General features: G+C 68.1%; 11 protein-coding genes. 3 read left to right on the top strand and 8 right to left on the bottom strand.

Annotated elements, in window-relative coordinates:
* Positions 1 to 116: 116 nt before the first annotated feature.
* The 4 genes from ACVCL9_RS02750 to ACVCL9_RS02735 form a co-directional block, all read right to left on the bottom strand.
* Positions 117 to 2,387, bottom strand: coding sequence for a thiamine pyrophosphate-dependent enzyme (locus ACVCL9_RS02750; RefSeq protein WP_447099213.1), 2,271 nt, complete (start codon positions 2,385 to 2,387; stop codon positions 117 to 119).
* Between the two features lie 39 nt (positions 2,388 to 2,426).
* On the bottom strand, positions 2,427 to 2,933 hold the full coding sequence (locus ACVCL9_RS02745) for a hypothetical protein (RefSeq protein ID WP_447099214.1): 507 nt from the start codon (positions 2,931 to 2,933) through the stop codon (positions 2,427 to 2,429).
* Positions 2,930 to 3,472, bottom strand: a complete 543-nt coding sequence (locus ACVCL9_RS02740; protein ID WP_395117573.1) for a GNAT family N-acetyltransferase — start codon at positions 3,470 to 3,472, stop codon at positions 2,930 to 2,932. The genes ACVCL9_RS02745 and ACVCL9_RS02740 overlap by 4 nt, the downstream gene beginning before the upstream one ends.
* A 166-nt stretch (positions 3,473 to 3,638) precedes the next feature.
* Complete coding sequence (locus ACVCL9_RS02735) at positions 3,639 to 4,808, bottom strand: acyl-CoA dehydrogenase family protein (protein WP_395117571.1); 1,170 nt, start codon at positions 4,806 to 4,808, stop codon at positions 3,639 to 3,641.
* Between the two features lie 142 nt (positions 4,809 to 4,950).
* Here ACVCL9_RS02735 and ACVCL9_RS02730 point away from each other — a divergent pair, with 142 nt between their 5' ends.
* A complete protein-coding gene (locus ACVCL9_RS02730) occupies positions 4,951 to 5,826 on the top strand; it encodes a DMT family transporter (protein WP_395117569.1) in 876 nt (291 codons plus the stop codon).
* On the opposite strand, the gene ACVCL9_RS02725 is transcribed toward ACVCL9_RS02730, so the two are convergent.
* Positions 5,768 to 6,769 carry a helix-turn-helix transcriptional regulator gene (locus ACVCL9_RS02725; RefSeq protein ID WP_447099215.1) on the bottom strand — a complete coding sequence of 334 codons (1,002 nt, stop codon included), beginning with the start codon at positions 6,767 to 6,769 and terminating at the stop codon, positions 5,768 to 5,770. The genes ACVCL9_RS02730 and ACVCL9_RS02725 overlap by 59 nt on opposite strands.
* A 94-nt stretch (positions 6,770 to 6,863) precedes the next feature.
* Here ACVCL9_RS02725 and ACVCL9_RS02720 point away from each other — a divergent pair, with 94 nt between their 5' ends.
* On the top strand, positions 6,864 to 7,724 hold the full coding sequence (locus tag ACVCL9_RS02720) for an NIPSNAP family protein (protein WP_395117565.1): 861 nt from the start codon (positions 6,864 to 6,866) through the stop codon (positions 7,722 to 7,724).
* Entirely contained in the window at positions 7,721 to 8,356 is a 636-nt protein-coding gene (locus tag ACVCL9_RS02715; RefSeq protein ID WP_395117563.1) for a LysE family translocator, read from the top strand. The genes ACVCL9_RS02720 and ACVCL9_RS02715 overlap by 4 nt, the downstream gene beginning before the upstream one ends.
* 31 nt (positions 8,357 to 8,387) lie before the next feature.
* On the opposite strand, the gene ACVCL9_RS02710 is transcribed toward ACVCL9_RS02715, so the two are convergent.
* From ACVCL9_RS02710 to ACVCL9_RS02700, 3 genes are all read right to left on the bottom strand, one after another.
* Positions 8,388 to 9,311, bottom strand: a complete 924-nt coding sequence (locus ACVCL9_RS02710) for a 5'-nucleotidase (protein ID WP_447099216.1) — start codon at positions 9,309 to 9,311, stop codon at positions 8,388 to 8,390.
* Positions 9,312 to 9,421: 110 nt separating this feature from the next.
* Complete coding sequence (locus ACVCL9_RS02705) at positions 9,422 to 10,183, bottom strand: NAD kinase (RefSeq protein ID WP_447099217.1); 762 nt, start codon at positions 10,181 to 10,183, stop codon at positions 9,422 to 9,424.
* Between the two features lie 155 nt (positions 10,184 to 10,338).
* The gene (locus ACVCL9_RS02700) at positions 10,339 to 15,264 is read right to left on the bottom strand and encodes an NAD-glutamate dehydrogenase (RefSeq protein ID WP_447099218.1); all 4,926 of its coding nucleotides are present in this window, start codon (positions 15,262 to 15,264) and stop codon (positions 10,339 to 10,341) included.
* Between the last annotated feature and the right edge of the window lie 3 nt (positions 15,265 to 15,267).

Genomic DNA, 15,267 nt, shown 5'->3' with positions numbered 1-15,267 from the left:
GTACTTGACCCAGCGGCGTGACGGTACGATGCCGGACAGCGACAAGCTCGACCAGCCCTTCGACTGTTGAAACGCGCCTCGCGGGAACGACGGGCAAAGACGTGGTCAGAGCATGCCTAGCCGACGAGCGCGTGCGCTGCCGCCACCACGTCGGCCTCGCCCGGAAGCACCAGCAGCGCCGCCCCGGCCAGCGGGGTGAAGGTGTCGGCGCCGACCACGCGCTTGATCGGAGTGGCGCCGCAGCCGCCTTCGACGATCGCGGTGATCACGCCCTCGCCCACGCCGGCGCTCTTGCGGCCTTCGTCCAGCACCAGGATGCGTTTGGCGGTCTTCGCCTGCGCCGCGATGAAGGCGTCGTTGAGCGGCGCCAGCCAGCGCAGGTCGACCACGCGTACCTTCCACTTCAGTTCCGCTTCGATCGTGCGCGCGGCGCGCAGCGCCATCGGCACGCCGTTGCCGAAGGTAAATACCACCAGGTCGTTCGCCGCGTCGTTGTAGATGCGGCCCTCGCCCAGCGTCATCGCCTGGTCCGGCGCCGGATAGTCGAACTGCCACTGGCCGTCGCCGGCCTCGTACAGGTCCTTGGTCATGTACAGCGCGATCGGTTCGAGGAAGGCGCACACGCGGCCGTCCACTTTCGCCAATGCCATCAGCGTGCGCAGCATCATTGCTGCGTCGTCGCCACGGCTGGGGCAGCCCACCACCAGGCCCGGAATATCGCGCAGCGCGGTGATCGAGTTGTCGTTGTGGAAATGGCCGCCGAAGCCCTTCTGGTAGCCCAGCGACGCGACCCGCATCACCATCGGGTTGCGGTACTGGCCGTTGGAGAAGAACTGCAGTGACGCCGCCTCACCGCGGATCTGGTCGCAGGCGTTGTGGAAGTACGCCAGGTACTGGATCTCCGGCAGCGGCAGCATGCCCATGTTCGCGTAGCCCTGGGCCAGGCCCAGGATCATCGTTTCATCGAGCAGCGTGTTGAACACGCGGCTGCCCTTGAAGGTCTTGTTGAGGCCCTTGGTGACGGTGTACACGCCGCCCTTCTGCGCCACGTCCTCGCCGAACAGCAGCGCCTCGGGATACTTCGCCAGCAAGTCGTGCAGGGCCTGGCCGATCTGGATCGCCAGGTGCCGCGGCGGCAGTTTCTCCGGCAGCTTCGCCTCGCCGCCGAATACGGCCAGGCGCTTCTGCGCGTAGTCGGCACGCGTGGCCTCGGCCTTCACCGCGGCCGGCGTGTACGGCGCCAGCGGGGCCATCACGTCCTCCAGCGAGGTCAGCCGATGGCGCGAATCCGCGTCCTCGGCAGCGGCGAAGCAGCGCCTGCGGGTGGCCTCGTACAGGTTCAGCAATTCATCCTTCGAATACAGGCCGGACGCCAGCGCGATGCCGGCCGAGCGCAGCAGCGGGTCGGTCGCCTCCACCGCGAACAGCTCCTCGATCGAGCGCCACTCGATCTCGAAATCGGTGCCGGCGTGGCCCATCACGCGGGTGGTCTTGAGGTGCAGGAAGGTCGGCCGGCGCGTGCCGCGGCAATGCTCCACCGCACGCTGCACCTGGGCGTAGCCTTCGGCGAGGTCCAGGCCGTTCGCGAAGAAGTAGTCGAGATTGGCACGATGCTGGTAGTTGGCCGCAATCCAGCCGCTCGGCGTCTTCACCGAGATGCCGATGCCGTTGTCCTCGCACACGAACAGCACCGGCGCCGGCAGTTTCTGGTACGCCGTCCACGCCGCGGTGTTGAACGCGGTCTGCGCAGTGGCATGGTTGCTGGAGGCATCGCCGAACGAGCAGATGGCGATGCTGTCGTCGGGAATCGGCAGCTGGTGGCCGATCCGCCGCGCCTGCTCGATCGCCACCGCAGTGCCCAGCGCCTTGGGCAGGTGCGAGGCGATCGTCGAGGTCTGCGGCAGCACCCACAGCGGCTTGCTGCCCCACACCTTGTGGCGGCCGCCGGAAGCCGGGTCGTCCTTGCTGGCGGCGAAGGACAGCGCCGAATCCATCACCGGGTCCATCCCCGGAATCTTGCGGAAGCGCTCGGCCATGAAACCGCCGGAGCGGTAATGCAGGAAGGCCGGATCGGTGTGGCGGGTCAGCCGCGCCACCATCGCGTTGCCTTCGTGGCCGGACGAACCGATGGTGTAGAACACCTTGTTCTGCACGCGCAGCACGCGCGCCATCAGGTCGAGGTGGCGCGAGATCAGCTGCGATTCGAACAGCTCGCGGAACCCGCGTGCATCCAGCGCGCTGCCCGGCAGCACCGCCTCGCCGTCACGCGGTGCGGCATGCACGTCGCCGCGCCACAGCTGCACGAACTCGATGAAGTTCTGGTCGACCACTTCGGCGCGGTTGAAGCCCTTGTGGCGGGAACTGATGGCAAACGGAATGGCGGTCATGGCGGATTCGTCAGTGGTGGCCGGCGACAACGGAGTCGCTCAGCGGGATGAAACAACAGGCAAGGGGAAAGCCGGTACCCGCAGCGCGCGCAGCACGGCGGCGCGCCGCAGATCCTTCTCGCGACCGAAACTTTCGAGCAGGCGGATCTGGTCGTCGATGCACGGTACCGGCACGGCGAGGCCGTTCACGCCGGCGAGCACCAGCTTGCCCGGCGCCACTGGCTGCCAGCGACCGTCGAGGTGGAGTTCAAGCCCGCCCATCACCTCGACCGGCGCGCCGGGAAAACGGAAGCGGGCGAAATGCGAGCGGAAGCGGTCGCCATCCGGTGGCGTGAATGCGGGTTCGCGCTGCTGCGCCCACACCTGCATCAGCGTGTCCGCATCGGCGCGCGAGGTCAGCACGTCCACGTCGGCCACGCTGACCTCGGCACCAAGCACCAACGCCGCGACGCTGCCGATCAGGCACCACGGATCGGCGCAGTGCACGTGCAGATCGGGCACCACGTCGGCCAGGGTGGCATACAGCGCGGGCGAGAGATGGCTCATGCGCGGCGGCGTTCCCAGGCTTCGCGACTCTGCCCCCAGATCTCCACCGGCAGATCCTGGAACGGTTCGGGCAGGCGGCCGGGACCGATCAGGCTTGAGCCGAGTCGGCGCGCGACGCTTTGCGATGCAAGGTTGTCCGGCGCAATGGTGTGGATCACCTCGGTCCAGCCCAACTGGGCAAAGGCCCAGTCGATCGCCGCCACCGAACCTTCCGTCGCATAACCCTTGCCCCAGGCATCGCGCAACAAGCCCCAGCCCACTTCGGTGCCGGGCCAGCCTTCCGGACACCACGGCCCGAGCCGTCCGATCCATCGGCCGCTGCTTTTCTCGATCACCGAAAACATGCCGAAGCCCTGCATCGCCCAGGCCCCCGCCATGGACAGGAAGCCGCGCCACGCCACTGCCCGTGGCTGCGGGCCACCGATGTGGCGTGCGTTCTCCGCGTCGGCCATCAGCGTCGCCCAGCCCTCGAAATCCTCCGGCCGGGTCGGGCGGAGGATGAGGCGATCGGTTTCAATGCGGATGTCTTGCCAACCCATACAACACTCCGGCCTAAGCGGCGATGCCTGGCGCCGTCACTCCGGCGAACGCCGGAGAAGCTTCACCACAGCGAAGCTGGTCATCCAGTGTTTCCGGCATGGGGAAAGGCACTGGCTCCCGGCTTTCGCCGGGATGACGAGCCGGGAAGGCACCTGGCGCCATGCCTCAGAACGCGTTGATCCCCGTCAGCTCGCGGCCGACCACCAGCTCGTGCACGGTCTCGGTGCCCTCGTAGGTGATTACCGATTCCAGGTTCAGCGCATGGCGGATGGCCGAGTGCTCGGTGGTGATGCCGGCACCGCCGAGGATGTCGCGGCACTGGCGCGCGATGTCGATCGCCATGCGGCAGTTGTTCCACTTGGCCAGCGACACCTGGGTCGGCTGCATCTTGCCGGCATCCTTGAGGCGACCGAGTTGCAGCGACAGCAGCTGCGCGGTGGTGATGCGCCTGGCCATGTCGGCCATCTTCAGCTGGATCGCCTGGTTGGAGGCGAGCGGCTTGCCGAACAGCATGCGCTCGGCGGTGTAGTCGAGCACTTCCTTCAGGCAGGCCTGCGCCGCACCGATCGGACCCCAGGTGATGCCGTAGCGCGCCTGGGTCAGGCAGCCGAGCGGGCCCTTCAGGCCCTTCACGTTCGGCAGCCGCGCGCTGTCCGGCACGCGCACGTTGTCGAAGAACAGCGCGCTGGTGACCGAGGCGCGCAGGCTCATCTTCTTGTGGATTTCCTGCGCCTTGAAGCCGGCCGTGTCGGTCGGCACCACGAAGCCCTGGATGCCGTCGTCGGTCTGCGCCCAGACGATCGCGATGTGCGCCAGGTTGCCGTTGGTGATCCACATCTTGGCGCCGTTGATAACCCAATCGCCGCCGTCCTTCTTCGCGTTGGTCTTCATGTTGGCCGGATCGGAGCCGCCATGCGGTTCGGTCAGGCCGAAGCAGCCGATCACTTCGCCGGCCGACATCCGCGGCAGGTACTGCTGCTTCTGCTCCTCGCTGCCGTAGGCGAAGATCGGGTACATGCACAGCGAGCTCTGAACCGAGGCGAAGCTGCGCAGGCCCGAATCGCCGCGCTCCAGCTCCTGGCAGATCAGGCCGTAGCTGACGCCGTTCATGCCGCCGCCGCCGTACTGCTCGGGGATCGTCGCGCCGAGCAGGCCCAGACCGGCGATCTCGGGGATCAGCTCCTTCGGGAAGCGGCCCTGGTCGAAGCAGTCGCCGATGATCGGCAGCACGCGCTCGTCGACGAAGCGGCCGACGGAATCCTGCACCATGCGCTCCTCGTCGCTGAGCAGCGCGCGGACATCGTACAGATCGAGCGGATTCAGACGGACAGCCATGGAAGCTCCAGAGGGGGCGCGTAAAAGCCGGTATTGTAGCGCGACCCATGCGCCCGCACAGGCCGGGCGGCCCCGACGGGTGCGTATGGAGCGCGCCTGTCCCGGCCCCTCTCTCCGCCGCACATCTGCCCCCCGAAAATCCATGTTCAAAGGTGTCTTGCTCGGCTTCATGGCTTTTGCCGCCTTCGCCGCCAGCGACGCGTTCGTGAAGTCGCTGCGCGGCTCGCTGCCGGCCTACGAGGCCGTGTTTTTCGGCGCCGCGCTGGGGCTGACGGCCCTGCCCTTCATCAAGGGAAGCGACGACCGCTGGCGCGACGTGGTGCGGGCGCAGCGCCCCGGCCTGTGGCTGGTACGTGCGCTCGCCAGCGCGATGGGCAGCATCGCGGCGGTGATGGCGTTCACCGCGCTGCCGATGGCCGAGGCGTTCGCGCTGATCTTCCTGCTGCCGATCTTCGTCACCATCCTGTCGGTGCTGGTGCTGAAGGAAGCCGTGGGCTGGCGCCGCTGGTCGGCGGTGGTGGCCGGTTTCGTCGGCGTGCTGGTGGTGCTGCGGCCGGGCTTCCGCGTGCTGGGCATCGGGCATCTGGCGGCGATCGTGTGCGGGCTTTCCGGCGCCGTCTCGATGATCGCGCTGCGCATGGCCGGGCCGCACGAGAAACGCGTCACCTTGTACGGCGCCGGCATGGTCGGCTCGATGCTGGTGGCCGGCCTGCTGATGCTGGCCAACTTCCGCTGGCCGGACCTCGCCCAGTGGGGCCTGCTGCTGGGCTACGGCCTGCTCGCCGCACTCGGCTCCGTGCTGCTGATGCTGGCCACGCAAATAGCGCCGGCGAACCACGTCGCACCAACCCAGTACAGCCAGATGCTGTGGGCCGTGCTGCTCGGCTACGTGGTCTTCCATGACCGGCTGGACTGGCCCATGGCGACCGGCATCGCGATCATCCTGGGCGCCGGCCTGTTCACCTTCGTGCGCGAGGAGCAGGTGACGCGCTGGTGGAAGCGCGTACGGATGATCTAGCCAGCTTCTGCAGGCGCACGGCGCAGCGCGCCAGCTCGGCACGCAATGCCGATGGCGTGCGAATCTCGAAGTCGAACGGCACCGCGGCGAGCTGGCGGGCAAACCAGGCCAGGTCATCGGCGCTGCTGCGCAACAACACGCCGCGATCCAGCGGCTCCAGCAGGCCAAAACCCAGCGAGAACGCGTGCCGTGCGGTCGGCAGGTCCGCATGCAGCAACACCTCGATGTCGCGGCCGCGTGGCATGCCGGCGATGCCCTGCACCAGATGCTCCAGCGCATCGAAATCGTCGGGCCGCTCGAAATGGTGGTCCAGCAAGGTCACCTGGCCCATCCGGTCCAGCCGGAACGAGCGCAGCCCGTGGCGCAGTTGGCACATGCCCAGCGCGTACCAGGCACCGCCGCGCCAGGCCAGGCCGTACGGATCGAACTCGCGTTCGGTGTGGCTGCCCTGGGCCGAGTCGTAACTCATGCGCACCCGCTGCTGCGCCTGCGCCGCGGTGGTCAGCGTGATCAGCGCGGCGTTGCTGGTCGGCATGATTGTGGCCGGCAGCATATCGACCTTGACCGTATCGGCGATCGCGCGCACGTGGCGCTTCAGGCCATCGGGCATCACCCGCGCCAGTTTCGCCTGCACGCTTTCCACCGCCGGCGCCGCCTCGGCCAGGCCCAGTCCGCGCGCCGCCACCATGCCCACCGACAGCGCCACCGCCTCGTCGTTGGTGAACATCATCGGCGGCAGCCTGAAGCCGGCGACCAGCATGTAGGCACCGTGGCGGCCGCGCTCGGTGGTGAGCGGGATGCCGAGGTCCTCCAGCATCACGATGTAGCGCCGCAGCGTGCGCACGTCGACGCCGACCCGGCGCGCCAGTTCGGGGCCGCTCATGCGGCCGTGGCTCTGCAGCAGGTCGAGCACCGCCAGCACGCGCGTGGTGGGTTTGGCCATGGCGGCCATGGTAGCGACAAATCAGGGCGCAATTTGCCCTGTATGGGTTTTAGCGTGTGTCCTGCGCCACCCGGCGTCCAGGCCAGGGATACCCATGAACCACTTCAAGCGACTGTTACCCGGCATCGTCGCGGGCATCGCGCTCGGTGCAGCCATGTCGGCACACGGCAAACCCGCGAACGAGGCCCCCATGATGGAAAGCGTGCAGCACCTCAAGGACTACCAGGTCGTCGAATTCCGCCGCTACGTCACCGCAGACGGCGAGCTGGCGCACTTCGTCAAGTACTTCGACGCGTATTTCCCGGAGGCCTTCGAGCAGCTGGGCGCGATGGTGTTCGGCCAGTTCACCGAGCGCGGGCAACCGAACCGCTTCACCTGGCTGCGCGGCTTCCACGACATCAATGCACGCCCGATCGTCAATGCGGCGTTCTACTACGGGCCGCTGTGGAAGGAACACCGGATCAAGGTCAACGCGATCCTGCCGGACAGCGACAACGTGATGCTGCTGCGCCCGCTGCATCCGGAACACGGCATCAGCGTGCTGCCGGCGGTCGACCCGGTGACCGAGGAGCGCGGCGCGCAAGGCATCGTGGTGGCGCAGATCTTCGCGGTGAAGAAAGGCAGCGAGGAGGCCTTCGCGAAACAGGCCGAGGCCGCGTTCGCCGGCTACCGCATCGAGGGCGTGCACCCGGCCGGCGTGCTGGTGTCGCTGGATGTGCCGAACAACTTCCCGCAGTTGCCGATACGCACCGACGGTCCGTTCCTCGTATGGCTCGGCGTGGTTCGCGACAACGCAACGCTGGATGAGCGACTCGCGCCACGGCTGGCCGCGGCCGAACGCACGCTCGCCGCCAGTGGCCTCCTGCGCGGCGCGCCGGAACGCGTGGTGATGGACCCGACCCCACGCTCGCGCCTGCGCTGGCTTGCCGGCGCGGGCGCCGGGGTTTCACCATGAACCACGTCGAGCAACTGTGGCTGTTCTTCGCACTGGTCTTCGGCATCATGGTGCTGCCCGGCCTGGACATGGCCTTCGTGCTGGGCAGCACGCTGGCAGGCGGCCGCCGCCGCGGCTTCGCTGCGCTGGCCGGCATCGTCGCTGGCGGCGTGTGCCATGTCGTGATGACCGCGCTGGGCATCAGCGTGCTGCTGGAATTGGTCCCTGGTGCATTCAACGCGCTGCTGCTGGCCGGCGCGCTGTACATCGCCTGGATCGGCCTTTCGCTGATGCGCAGCGACGCCGCGCCGGCCCTGCAGCCGGATGCCTCGCGGCGCTCGCACGCGGCGACGTTCCGCCAGGGCATGCTGACCTGCCTGCTCAACCCCAAGGCCTACCTGTTCATGCTGGCGGTCTTTCCGCAGTTCCTGCGCCCGGAGCATGGCCCGATCGCGATGCAGGCGCTGGTGCTGTGGCTGATCATCGCGCTCAACCAGCTGTGCGTGTACGGCGGACTGGCGCTGATGGCCGACCGCGCCCGCGCATGGCTGCAAGGCAAGCCGAAGGCCGGAATGCTGGCGACCCGCTGCGTGGGCGCCTTGCTGATCGCCGCGGCCATGTTCACCGGGTTCGAGGGATGGCGCGGCGCGTAAGCCGGCGCGCCATTCGCTGCCGGCACCGCGCTCAGCGGTTGCTGACCCCGTGCGGCACGTGCCCGGTCGCCACGTGCTTGCGCGCGGACTCCACGTTCGCCGGCGAGTCGTCGAAGAAGATGTCGGCGCCGAACGCGTCGAGGAACGGCCCCTTGTCGCGGCCACCGAGGAACAGCGCCTCATCGATGCGCACGCCCCACTTGCGCAAGGTGAGGATGACGCGCTTGTGCGCGGGCGCGGAACGGGCGGTCACCAAGGCGGTGCGGATCGGCGAGTCCTCGGCCGGGAACGCGGTCTGCAGGTGATGCAGCGCGGTGAGGAAGCCGCGAAACGGACCCACCGACAGCGGCTCGGCGGCGTGTTCGGTTTCGCTGCGATGGAAGGCTTCCAGGCCTTCCTCGCGCGAGACACGCTCGCCCTCATCACCGAAGATCACGGCGTCGCCGTCGAACGCGATGCGCAGTTGCTCGCTCATGCGCGGCGGCGCGGTGCTGGGCAGGATCGTCGCCGCAGCCACGCCGGCGGCCAGCGCGCGGCCGACGTCCTCGGCGTTGGCCGAGAGGAACAGGTCGGCCTTGAACGGCGCGATGTAGTCGGAGGTGGGCGCGCCACTGGTGAACGCGGCGCGGCTGATTTCCAGGCCGTAATGCTGGATCGCGTTGAAAATGCGCAGGCCGGTGTCACCGGAGTTGCGCGACAGCAGGATCACCTCGACCGGCGGCACGTCGCCGGCCAGCTTGTTGAGGCCCAGCAGCTTCTGCACCAGCGGGAACGCCACGCCGGGTTGCAGGATCTCGTTCTCATGGTCGATCTGGAACGAGCGGTAGGCGTCGAGGCCGTCGCGCTCGAACAGCGCGTGGCTGTCGCCGAGGTCGAACAGCGCGCGCGAGGAGATGGCGACGACCAGGCGGTTGTCGGTGGTGGATACGGGATCGTGAACGGTTGGCTGGCTCATGCCGCGAATCTACCGCAAAGGGCGAGGAGTGAGTGCAGAGGAGTGAGGAGTGAGAGCGAGCAACAGCGGAGTCGGCCTTCTCTCACTTCTCACTCCTCTCCACTCACCTCTCATTCCGCGGCGAACTGCTCGTCCAGGATGCGCTGCTCCAGGTTGTGCTCCGGGTCGAACAGCAGGCGCACGCCGCGTCCTTCGGCCTGGCGCACGACCACCTCGCGCACGTCGCGCACTTCATGGAAATCGGCGGTGGCGCTGACCGGACGCTTGCCCGGATCGAGGATGCGCAGCGTGACCTGGGTACGGTGCGGCAGGATCGCGCCGCGCCAGCGGCGGGGGCGGAAAGGACTGATCGGGGTGAGTGCGAGCACGTTCGCGTCCAGCGGCAGGATCGGCCCGTGCGCGGAGAGGTTGTAGGCGGTGGAGCCCGCCGGCGTGGCGACCATGATGCCGTCGCAGACCAGGTTGGGCAGCTTCACCGTCTCGTTGAGTTTCACTTCCAGGTGCGCGGCCTGATTGCTCTGGCGCAGCAGCGACACCTCGTTGAACGCCTGCGCCTGATGGCTGGCGCCGTCCGCATCGGTGACCAGCATCTCCAGCGGATGCAGCTCCGCCGCGTGCGCGCGCGCCACCCGCTCGGGCAGGCCATCGAGCTTGTGCTTGTTCATCAGGAAGCCGACCCGCCCCAGCTTCATGCCATACACCGGCACGTCCAGCGCGTGGTGCAGGTGCAAGGTGCGCAGCATGAAACCATCGCCACCCAGCGCCACGATCAGCTCCGCCTCGACCGCCGGCACGTCACCGTACCGCTCCACCAGCTTGCGCCTCGCCTGCTGGGCGACACTGGTGTCACTGGCGACGAAGGCGATGCGCATGGGAGGCCGGGAATAGGGAATAGGGAATCGGAAGAGCCGGCAAGCCGACCGTTCCGATCATCCCTGCAACGCGCGCATCAGATCAAGCCTGCTCGCCGCCGCCTTTGCCATTCGCTATTCCCTACTCCCTATTCCCTATTCCCTATTCCCTGCCCTCAACCCACCGGCACCTGTGCCAGCTGGGCCAGGCGACGGACGGCGACCGAGGCGATCGGGTAGTCCGCGTTCTGGGTGAGGATTTCCGCCAGCATGTTGCGGGTGTGCTGCAAGGTGGCGTCGTCGCGTTGCAGCCAGGCCTGCACCGGCGAGAGGTCGCCAGTGGCGCCGGCCATGCCGAGCACCTGCAGCGCCAACGCACGATGCTGGTGGCTCAGTTCGTCGAGCAGCGAGCCGCGTGCCTGCGCATGCCAGTGACCTTCCACCGGCAAGGCCTCGATCTGGCCGCGCAGCCACTCGAGATCCAGCACTTCGCCCAGTTCGAAGAACACCCGCGCCACCTTTTCCATCGGCTGCCCGCTCTGCTGCACGACTTCGACCATGTCCAGCGCGGCGCGCAGGTCCGGCATGCGGGCCAGTCGCTGGCCGAGCTCGGCCGGCATGCCCAGGCCTTCCCATTTCTCCTGGGTGCAGGCGAAGTCGCCCTTGCCGGTGGGCGTGAGCACCTCGGGCAGTACCTGGCGCAGGGCGGAAACGCCTGTCTGATAGCGCGCCACGTTTTCGGCAATGTCGAGCGAGCCGCCGGGGCGGTTGAGCAGCCAGCGAGTCATGTGGCGCAGCAGCGACCAGACCTGCTTCACTGCATCGACCTGGGTGTCCTCGGCGACCTTGCTGTCCAGCGCCTCGATCTGCGCCCACAGCTGGCGCGCATCGAGGATCTCGCGCGCTGCCGTGTACGCCTTGGCGATCGCCTCGGGACCTTTGCCGGTGTCCTCCTGCATGCGCATCATGAAGGTGGCGCCCATGCGGTTGATGGTCGAGTTGGTCACCGCCGTGGCGATGATCTCGCGCTTCAGCCGATGGCGCTGCATGTGCTCGGCGTACTTCTCGTGCAGCGGCGCCGGGAAGTAGCGCACCAGCTCCTTGGACAGGTAGGGGTCTTCCGGCACGTCGGAGTCCAGCAGTTGCTGGAACAGGCGCATCTTGTCGTAGGACAGCAGCACGGCAAGCTCCGGCCGGGTCAGGCCCAGGCCGCGGCTCTTGCGCTCGGCCAGCTCGGCCTCCGACGGCAGGTTCTCCACCTGGCGATCCAGCGCACCCTCGTTCTCCAGCGTCTTGATGAAGTGCGCCATCGAGCCGATGCGGCCGATCGACTGGTGCTCCATCAGCGTGATCGCCTGGTTCTGCCGGTAGTTGTCCCACAACACCAGCTCGGCCACTTCGTCGGTCATTGCCGCCAGTTGCGTGTTGCGGGCATCGAAACTCAGCTCGCCGCGCTGCACGGCGTCGTTGAGCAGGATCTTGATGTTGACCTCGTGGTCGGAGGTGTCCACGCCGGCGGAGTTGTCGATGAAGTCGGTGTTGAGCAGCACGCCCTTCTGCGCCGCCTCGATGCGGCCTTTCTGGGTCATGCCCAGGTTGCCGCCCTCGCCGATGATCTTCGCGCGCACCTCGGCGCCATCGATGCGCAGGCCGTTGTTGGCACGGTCGCGCACGTCGGCGTGGGTTTCGCTGCTGGCCTTGATGTAGGTACCGATGCCGCCGTTCCAGAGCAGGTCGACCGGCGCCTTGAGCACCGCGCTGAGCAGATCGTTCGGCGCCAGGTGTTCCACGTCGGGCTTCAGGCCCAGCGCGACGCGCACCTCGGGCGAGATCGGGATCGACTTGGCGCTGCGCGGGTAGACGCCGCCGCCGGCGGAGATCAGCGACTTGTCGTAGTCGTCCCAGCTCGAGCGCGGCACGTCGAACATGCGCTTGCGCTCGACGAACGAACGGGCCGCGTCGGGGTTCGGGTCGAGGAACACGTGGCGATGGTCGAACGCCGCCACCAGCCGGATGTGCTCGGACAGCAGCATGCCGTTGCCGAACACGTCGCCGGACATGTCGCCGATGCCGACGCAGGTGAAATCCTCGTTCTGGCAATCGCGGCCGAGTGCGCGGAAGTGGCGCTTGACCGACTCCCACGCACCGCGCGCGGTGATGCCCATGCCCTTGTGGTCATAGCCGTGCGACCCGCCGGAGGCGAACGCGTCGCCCAGCCAGTAGTTGTGCTCGATCGAGATGGCGTTGGCGATGTCGGAGAACTTCGCCGTGCCCTTGTCGGCGGCCACCACCAGGTAGGGGTCGTCCGCGTCGTGGCGCACCACGTCGTGCGGATGCACCACCTTGCCCTCGACCAGGTTGTCGGTGATGTCGAGCAGGCCGTTGATGAAGAGCTTGTAGCAGGCGATGCCCTCGGCCAGCACCGCGTCGCGGTCGCCGTCGGGGGACTTCTTGACGAAGAAGCCGCCCTTGGAGCCGACCGGCACGATCACCGTGTTCTTCACCATCTGCGCCTTGACCAGGCCCAGCACCTCGGTGCGGAAATCCTCGCGGCGGTCGGACCAGCGCAGGCCGCCGCGGGCGACCGCGCCGAAGCGCAGGTGGATGCCTTCCACGCGCGGGGCGCACACCCAGATCTCGCGGTACGGCACCGGCTTGGGCAGCTCGGCGACCTGGTGCGAGTCGATCTTGTAGCTGATGTAGTCGCGGTACGCGCCCTCCCACTGCTGGAAGAAACTGGTGCGCAAGGTGGCGCGGATCAGCCCCACGAAGCTGCGCAGGATGCGGTCCTCGTCGAGGCTGGCCACGTTCTCCAGCAGCACGCCGATGGCAGCTTCCACGACCTTGACCTGCTCGGCGCGCGGACGCGCCAGCGCGGCGCCCAGCTCGTCGATCAGGCCGGGCTGCGCGGCCTGCACGTTGGCCGGGATCAGCGTGCGCATCTCCACCGCCAGGGTGGCCCCGGCGATCTTCAGCTCGTCGGGCGAGAGCGCCTCGCGACGCGGGTCGAACTTGGCCAGGAACAGCTCCACCAGCAAGCCGGCGATCGCCGGATAGCGGTTGAGCGTCTCCTCCATGTACGCCTGCGAGAAGGTCACGCCGGTCTGCAGCAGATACTTGCTGTAGCCGCGCAGCATCGCCACCTGGCGCCAATCGAGCTTGGCGCCGAGCACCAGCCGGTTGAAGCCGTCGTTCTCCGCAGCGCCGCGCCAGACATGCTCGAACGCATCCTCGAACAGCGCGCCGACCTGCTCCACGCTGAAGGCGAGCTTGCCGGTGGGCTGCACGTCGAAATCCTGGATCGACAACGGCGTGTCGCCGGGGATCTCGTAGACATGCTCGGTGAGCACGCGCAAGCCGAGGTTCTCCAGCTGCGGCAGGACCTCGGACAGCGAGATGTCGCTGCCGTTGCGGTACACCTTGAAGCGCAGCGACTCGGGGTTCTGCGGCGGGTGGTAGAACGACATGCGGATGCCGTGCTCGCCGCTCAGCTGCGACAACTCGTGGATGTCTTCCGCGGCCACCGCCGGGCTGACGTCCTCGACGTAGCCGGCCGGCAGCGCGCGGGCGTAGCGGTTGGCCAGCACCACGCCCTCGTGTTCGCCGCGCAGGCGCACCAGCGCGTCGCGCACCTCGTCGTGCCAGTTGCGCACGATCGCGGCCACGGCGTGCTCCAGTTCGGCGACGTCGCAGGCAGGCTGGTCGCCGATCTTCGGCCGCATCACGATGGTCAGCCGCGCCAGCGCCGACTCGCCCATCTCCACCGAGGAATCGCTCTGCACCGCGTGCAGCGCCATGCCCAGCGTGGCTTCGATGCGTTCGCGCACCGAAGTGTTGAAGCGGTCGCGCGGCACGAACACCATGCAGGTGAAGAACCGCCCGTAGCGGTCGCGGCGCACGAACAGCCGCGTGCGTGCGCGCTGGCGCAGTTCGAGAATGCCCATCGAGGTGTTGAACAGCTCCTCCTCGGTGCCCTGCAGCAGCTCCTCGCGCGGCAGCGTTTCCAGGATGTGGCGCAGCGACTTGCCGGAGTACGAATCGCGCTTGAGGCCCGAGCGGGCCAGCACCGCCTCGACCTTGTGCCGCACCAGCGGCACCTCCTGCGGGCGCGCCATGTAGGCGCTGGAGGTGAACAGGCCCAGGAAGCGCTGCTCGGCGACCGCGCGGCCATCAGGCCCGAACTGCAGCACGCCGATGTAGTCCATGTAGCCGGGGCGATGCACGTGCGAGCGCGCGTTGGTCTTGGTCAGGATGATCGCGTCGGTGGCGCCGGACTGCGGCAGCTCGCTGGCGGCCAGGGTGCGCAGCGAACGCGGGGCCAGCGAGCGGTCGGTCTTGCGCAGGATGCCCAGGCCCGAGGCTTCGCGCGAACGCAGCACGCGGTCGCCGTCGGCATCGACCACCTCGTATTCGCGATAGCCGAGGAAGGTGAAGTTGTCCTCCGCCAGCCAGCGCATGAAGGCAGCCGCTTCCTTCGCCGAGGCCTCGTCCAGCGGGATCTTGCGCTGCGGCAGCTCGGCGGCGATCGCCAGCGCCTGCTCGCGCATCGCGCTCCAGTCGTTGACCGCGGCGCGCACGTCTTCCAGCGCCGCCTCGACCTGCGCCTTCAACTGCTCCTGCTCGGCGGCGTCGGCCGGGCGGTCGATCTCGAAATGCATCACCGACTCGGCGTGACCCTGCTTGCCGCCCAGCTCCTGCAGCGCGCCGGCGGCGTCGCGCGAGACGGTCAGCACCGGGTGGATCACCGCGTGGATCTGCAGGTTGGTCGACACCACCATGCTCACCGTGTCGATCAGGAACGGCATGTCGTCGGTGACCACCTGCAGCAGGCTGCGCCCGGCGTGGAGGTCCGCGGGGCTCAGCACGCGCACCGCGGCGCGACCGGCCGGGCGCTGCTGCATGAACTCCAGCAGGCTGCCGACCAGCGCCGCCCACTGCACCGGCGTGTGCAGCTGGACATCGCTGCCGGCGACCCGTGCGAAGAAGGCGGTGCAGAACACCTCGGCCTGGGTCAGGCGCTGGGGCGACATGCCGCTCTTTTTCAGCTCGGCGAGCACTACGGACGGGAGGGAGGGGTCATTTGCCGCAAGGGTCGCATTCATGGC

It is taken from the genome of Rhodanobacter sp. UC4438_H5 (assembly GCF_052978405.1).
The sequence above is the reverse complement of the archived record's forward strand: the minus strand, read 5'-3'. Positions and strand labels throughout refer to the sequence as shown.

What these genes read in the sequence shown, in the direction of transcription:
- ACVCL9_RS02750 (WP_447099213.1), bottom strand. Translation starts at nt 2,387, where the DNA reads ATGACCGCCATTCCGTTTGCCATCAGTTCCCGCCACAAGGGCTTCAAC.
- ACVCL9_RS02745 (WP_447099214.1), bottom strand. Translation starts at nt 2,933, where the DNA reads ATGAGCCATCTCTCGCCCGCGCTGTATGCCACCCTGGCCGACGTGGTG.
- ACVCL9_RS02740 (WP_395117573.1), bottom strand. Translation starts at nt 3,472, where the DNA reads ATGGGTTGGCAAGACATCCGCATTGAAACCGATCGCCTCATCCTCCGC.
- ACVCL9_RS02735 (WP_395117571.1), bottom strand. Translation starts at nt 4,808, where the DNA reads ATGGCTGTCCGTCTGAATCCGCTCGATCTGTACGATGTCCGCGCGCTG.
- ACVCL9_RS02730 (WP_395117569.1), top strand. Translation starts at nt 4,951, where the DNA reads ATGTTCAAAGGTGTCTTGCTCGGCTTCATGGCTTTTGCCGCCTTCGCC.
- ACVCL9_RS02725 (WP_447099215.1), bottom strand. Translation starts at nt 6,769, where the DNA reads ATGGCCAAACCCACCACGCGCGTGCTGGCGGTGCTCGACCTGCTGCAG.
- ACVCL9_RS02720 (WP_395117565.1), top strand. Translation starts at nt 6,864, where the DNA reads ATGAACCACTTCAAGCGACTGTTACCCGGCATCGTCGCGGGCATCGCG.
- ACVCL9_RS02715 (WP_395117563.1), top strand. Translation starts at nt 7,721, where the DNA reads ATGAACCACGTCGAGCAACTGTGGCTGTTCTTCGCACTGGTCTTCGGC.
- ACVCL9_RS02710 (WP_447099216.1), bottom strand. Translation starts at nt 9,311, where the DNA reads ATGAGCCAGCCAACCGTTCACGATCCCGTATCCACCACCGACAACCGC.
- ACVCL9_RS02705 (WP_447099217.1), bottom strand. Translation starts at nt 10,183, where the DNA reads ATGCGCATCGCCTTCGTCGCCAGTGACACCAGTGTCGCCCAGCAGGCG.
- ACVCL9_RS02700 (WP_447099218.1), bottom strand. Translation starts at nt 15,264, where the DNA reads ATGAATGCGACCCTTGCGGCAAATGACCCCTCCCTCCCGTCCGTAGTG.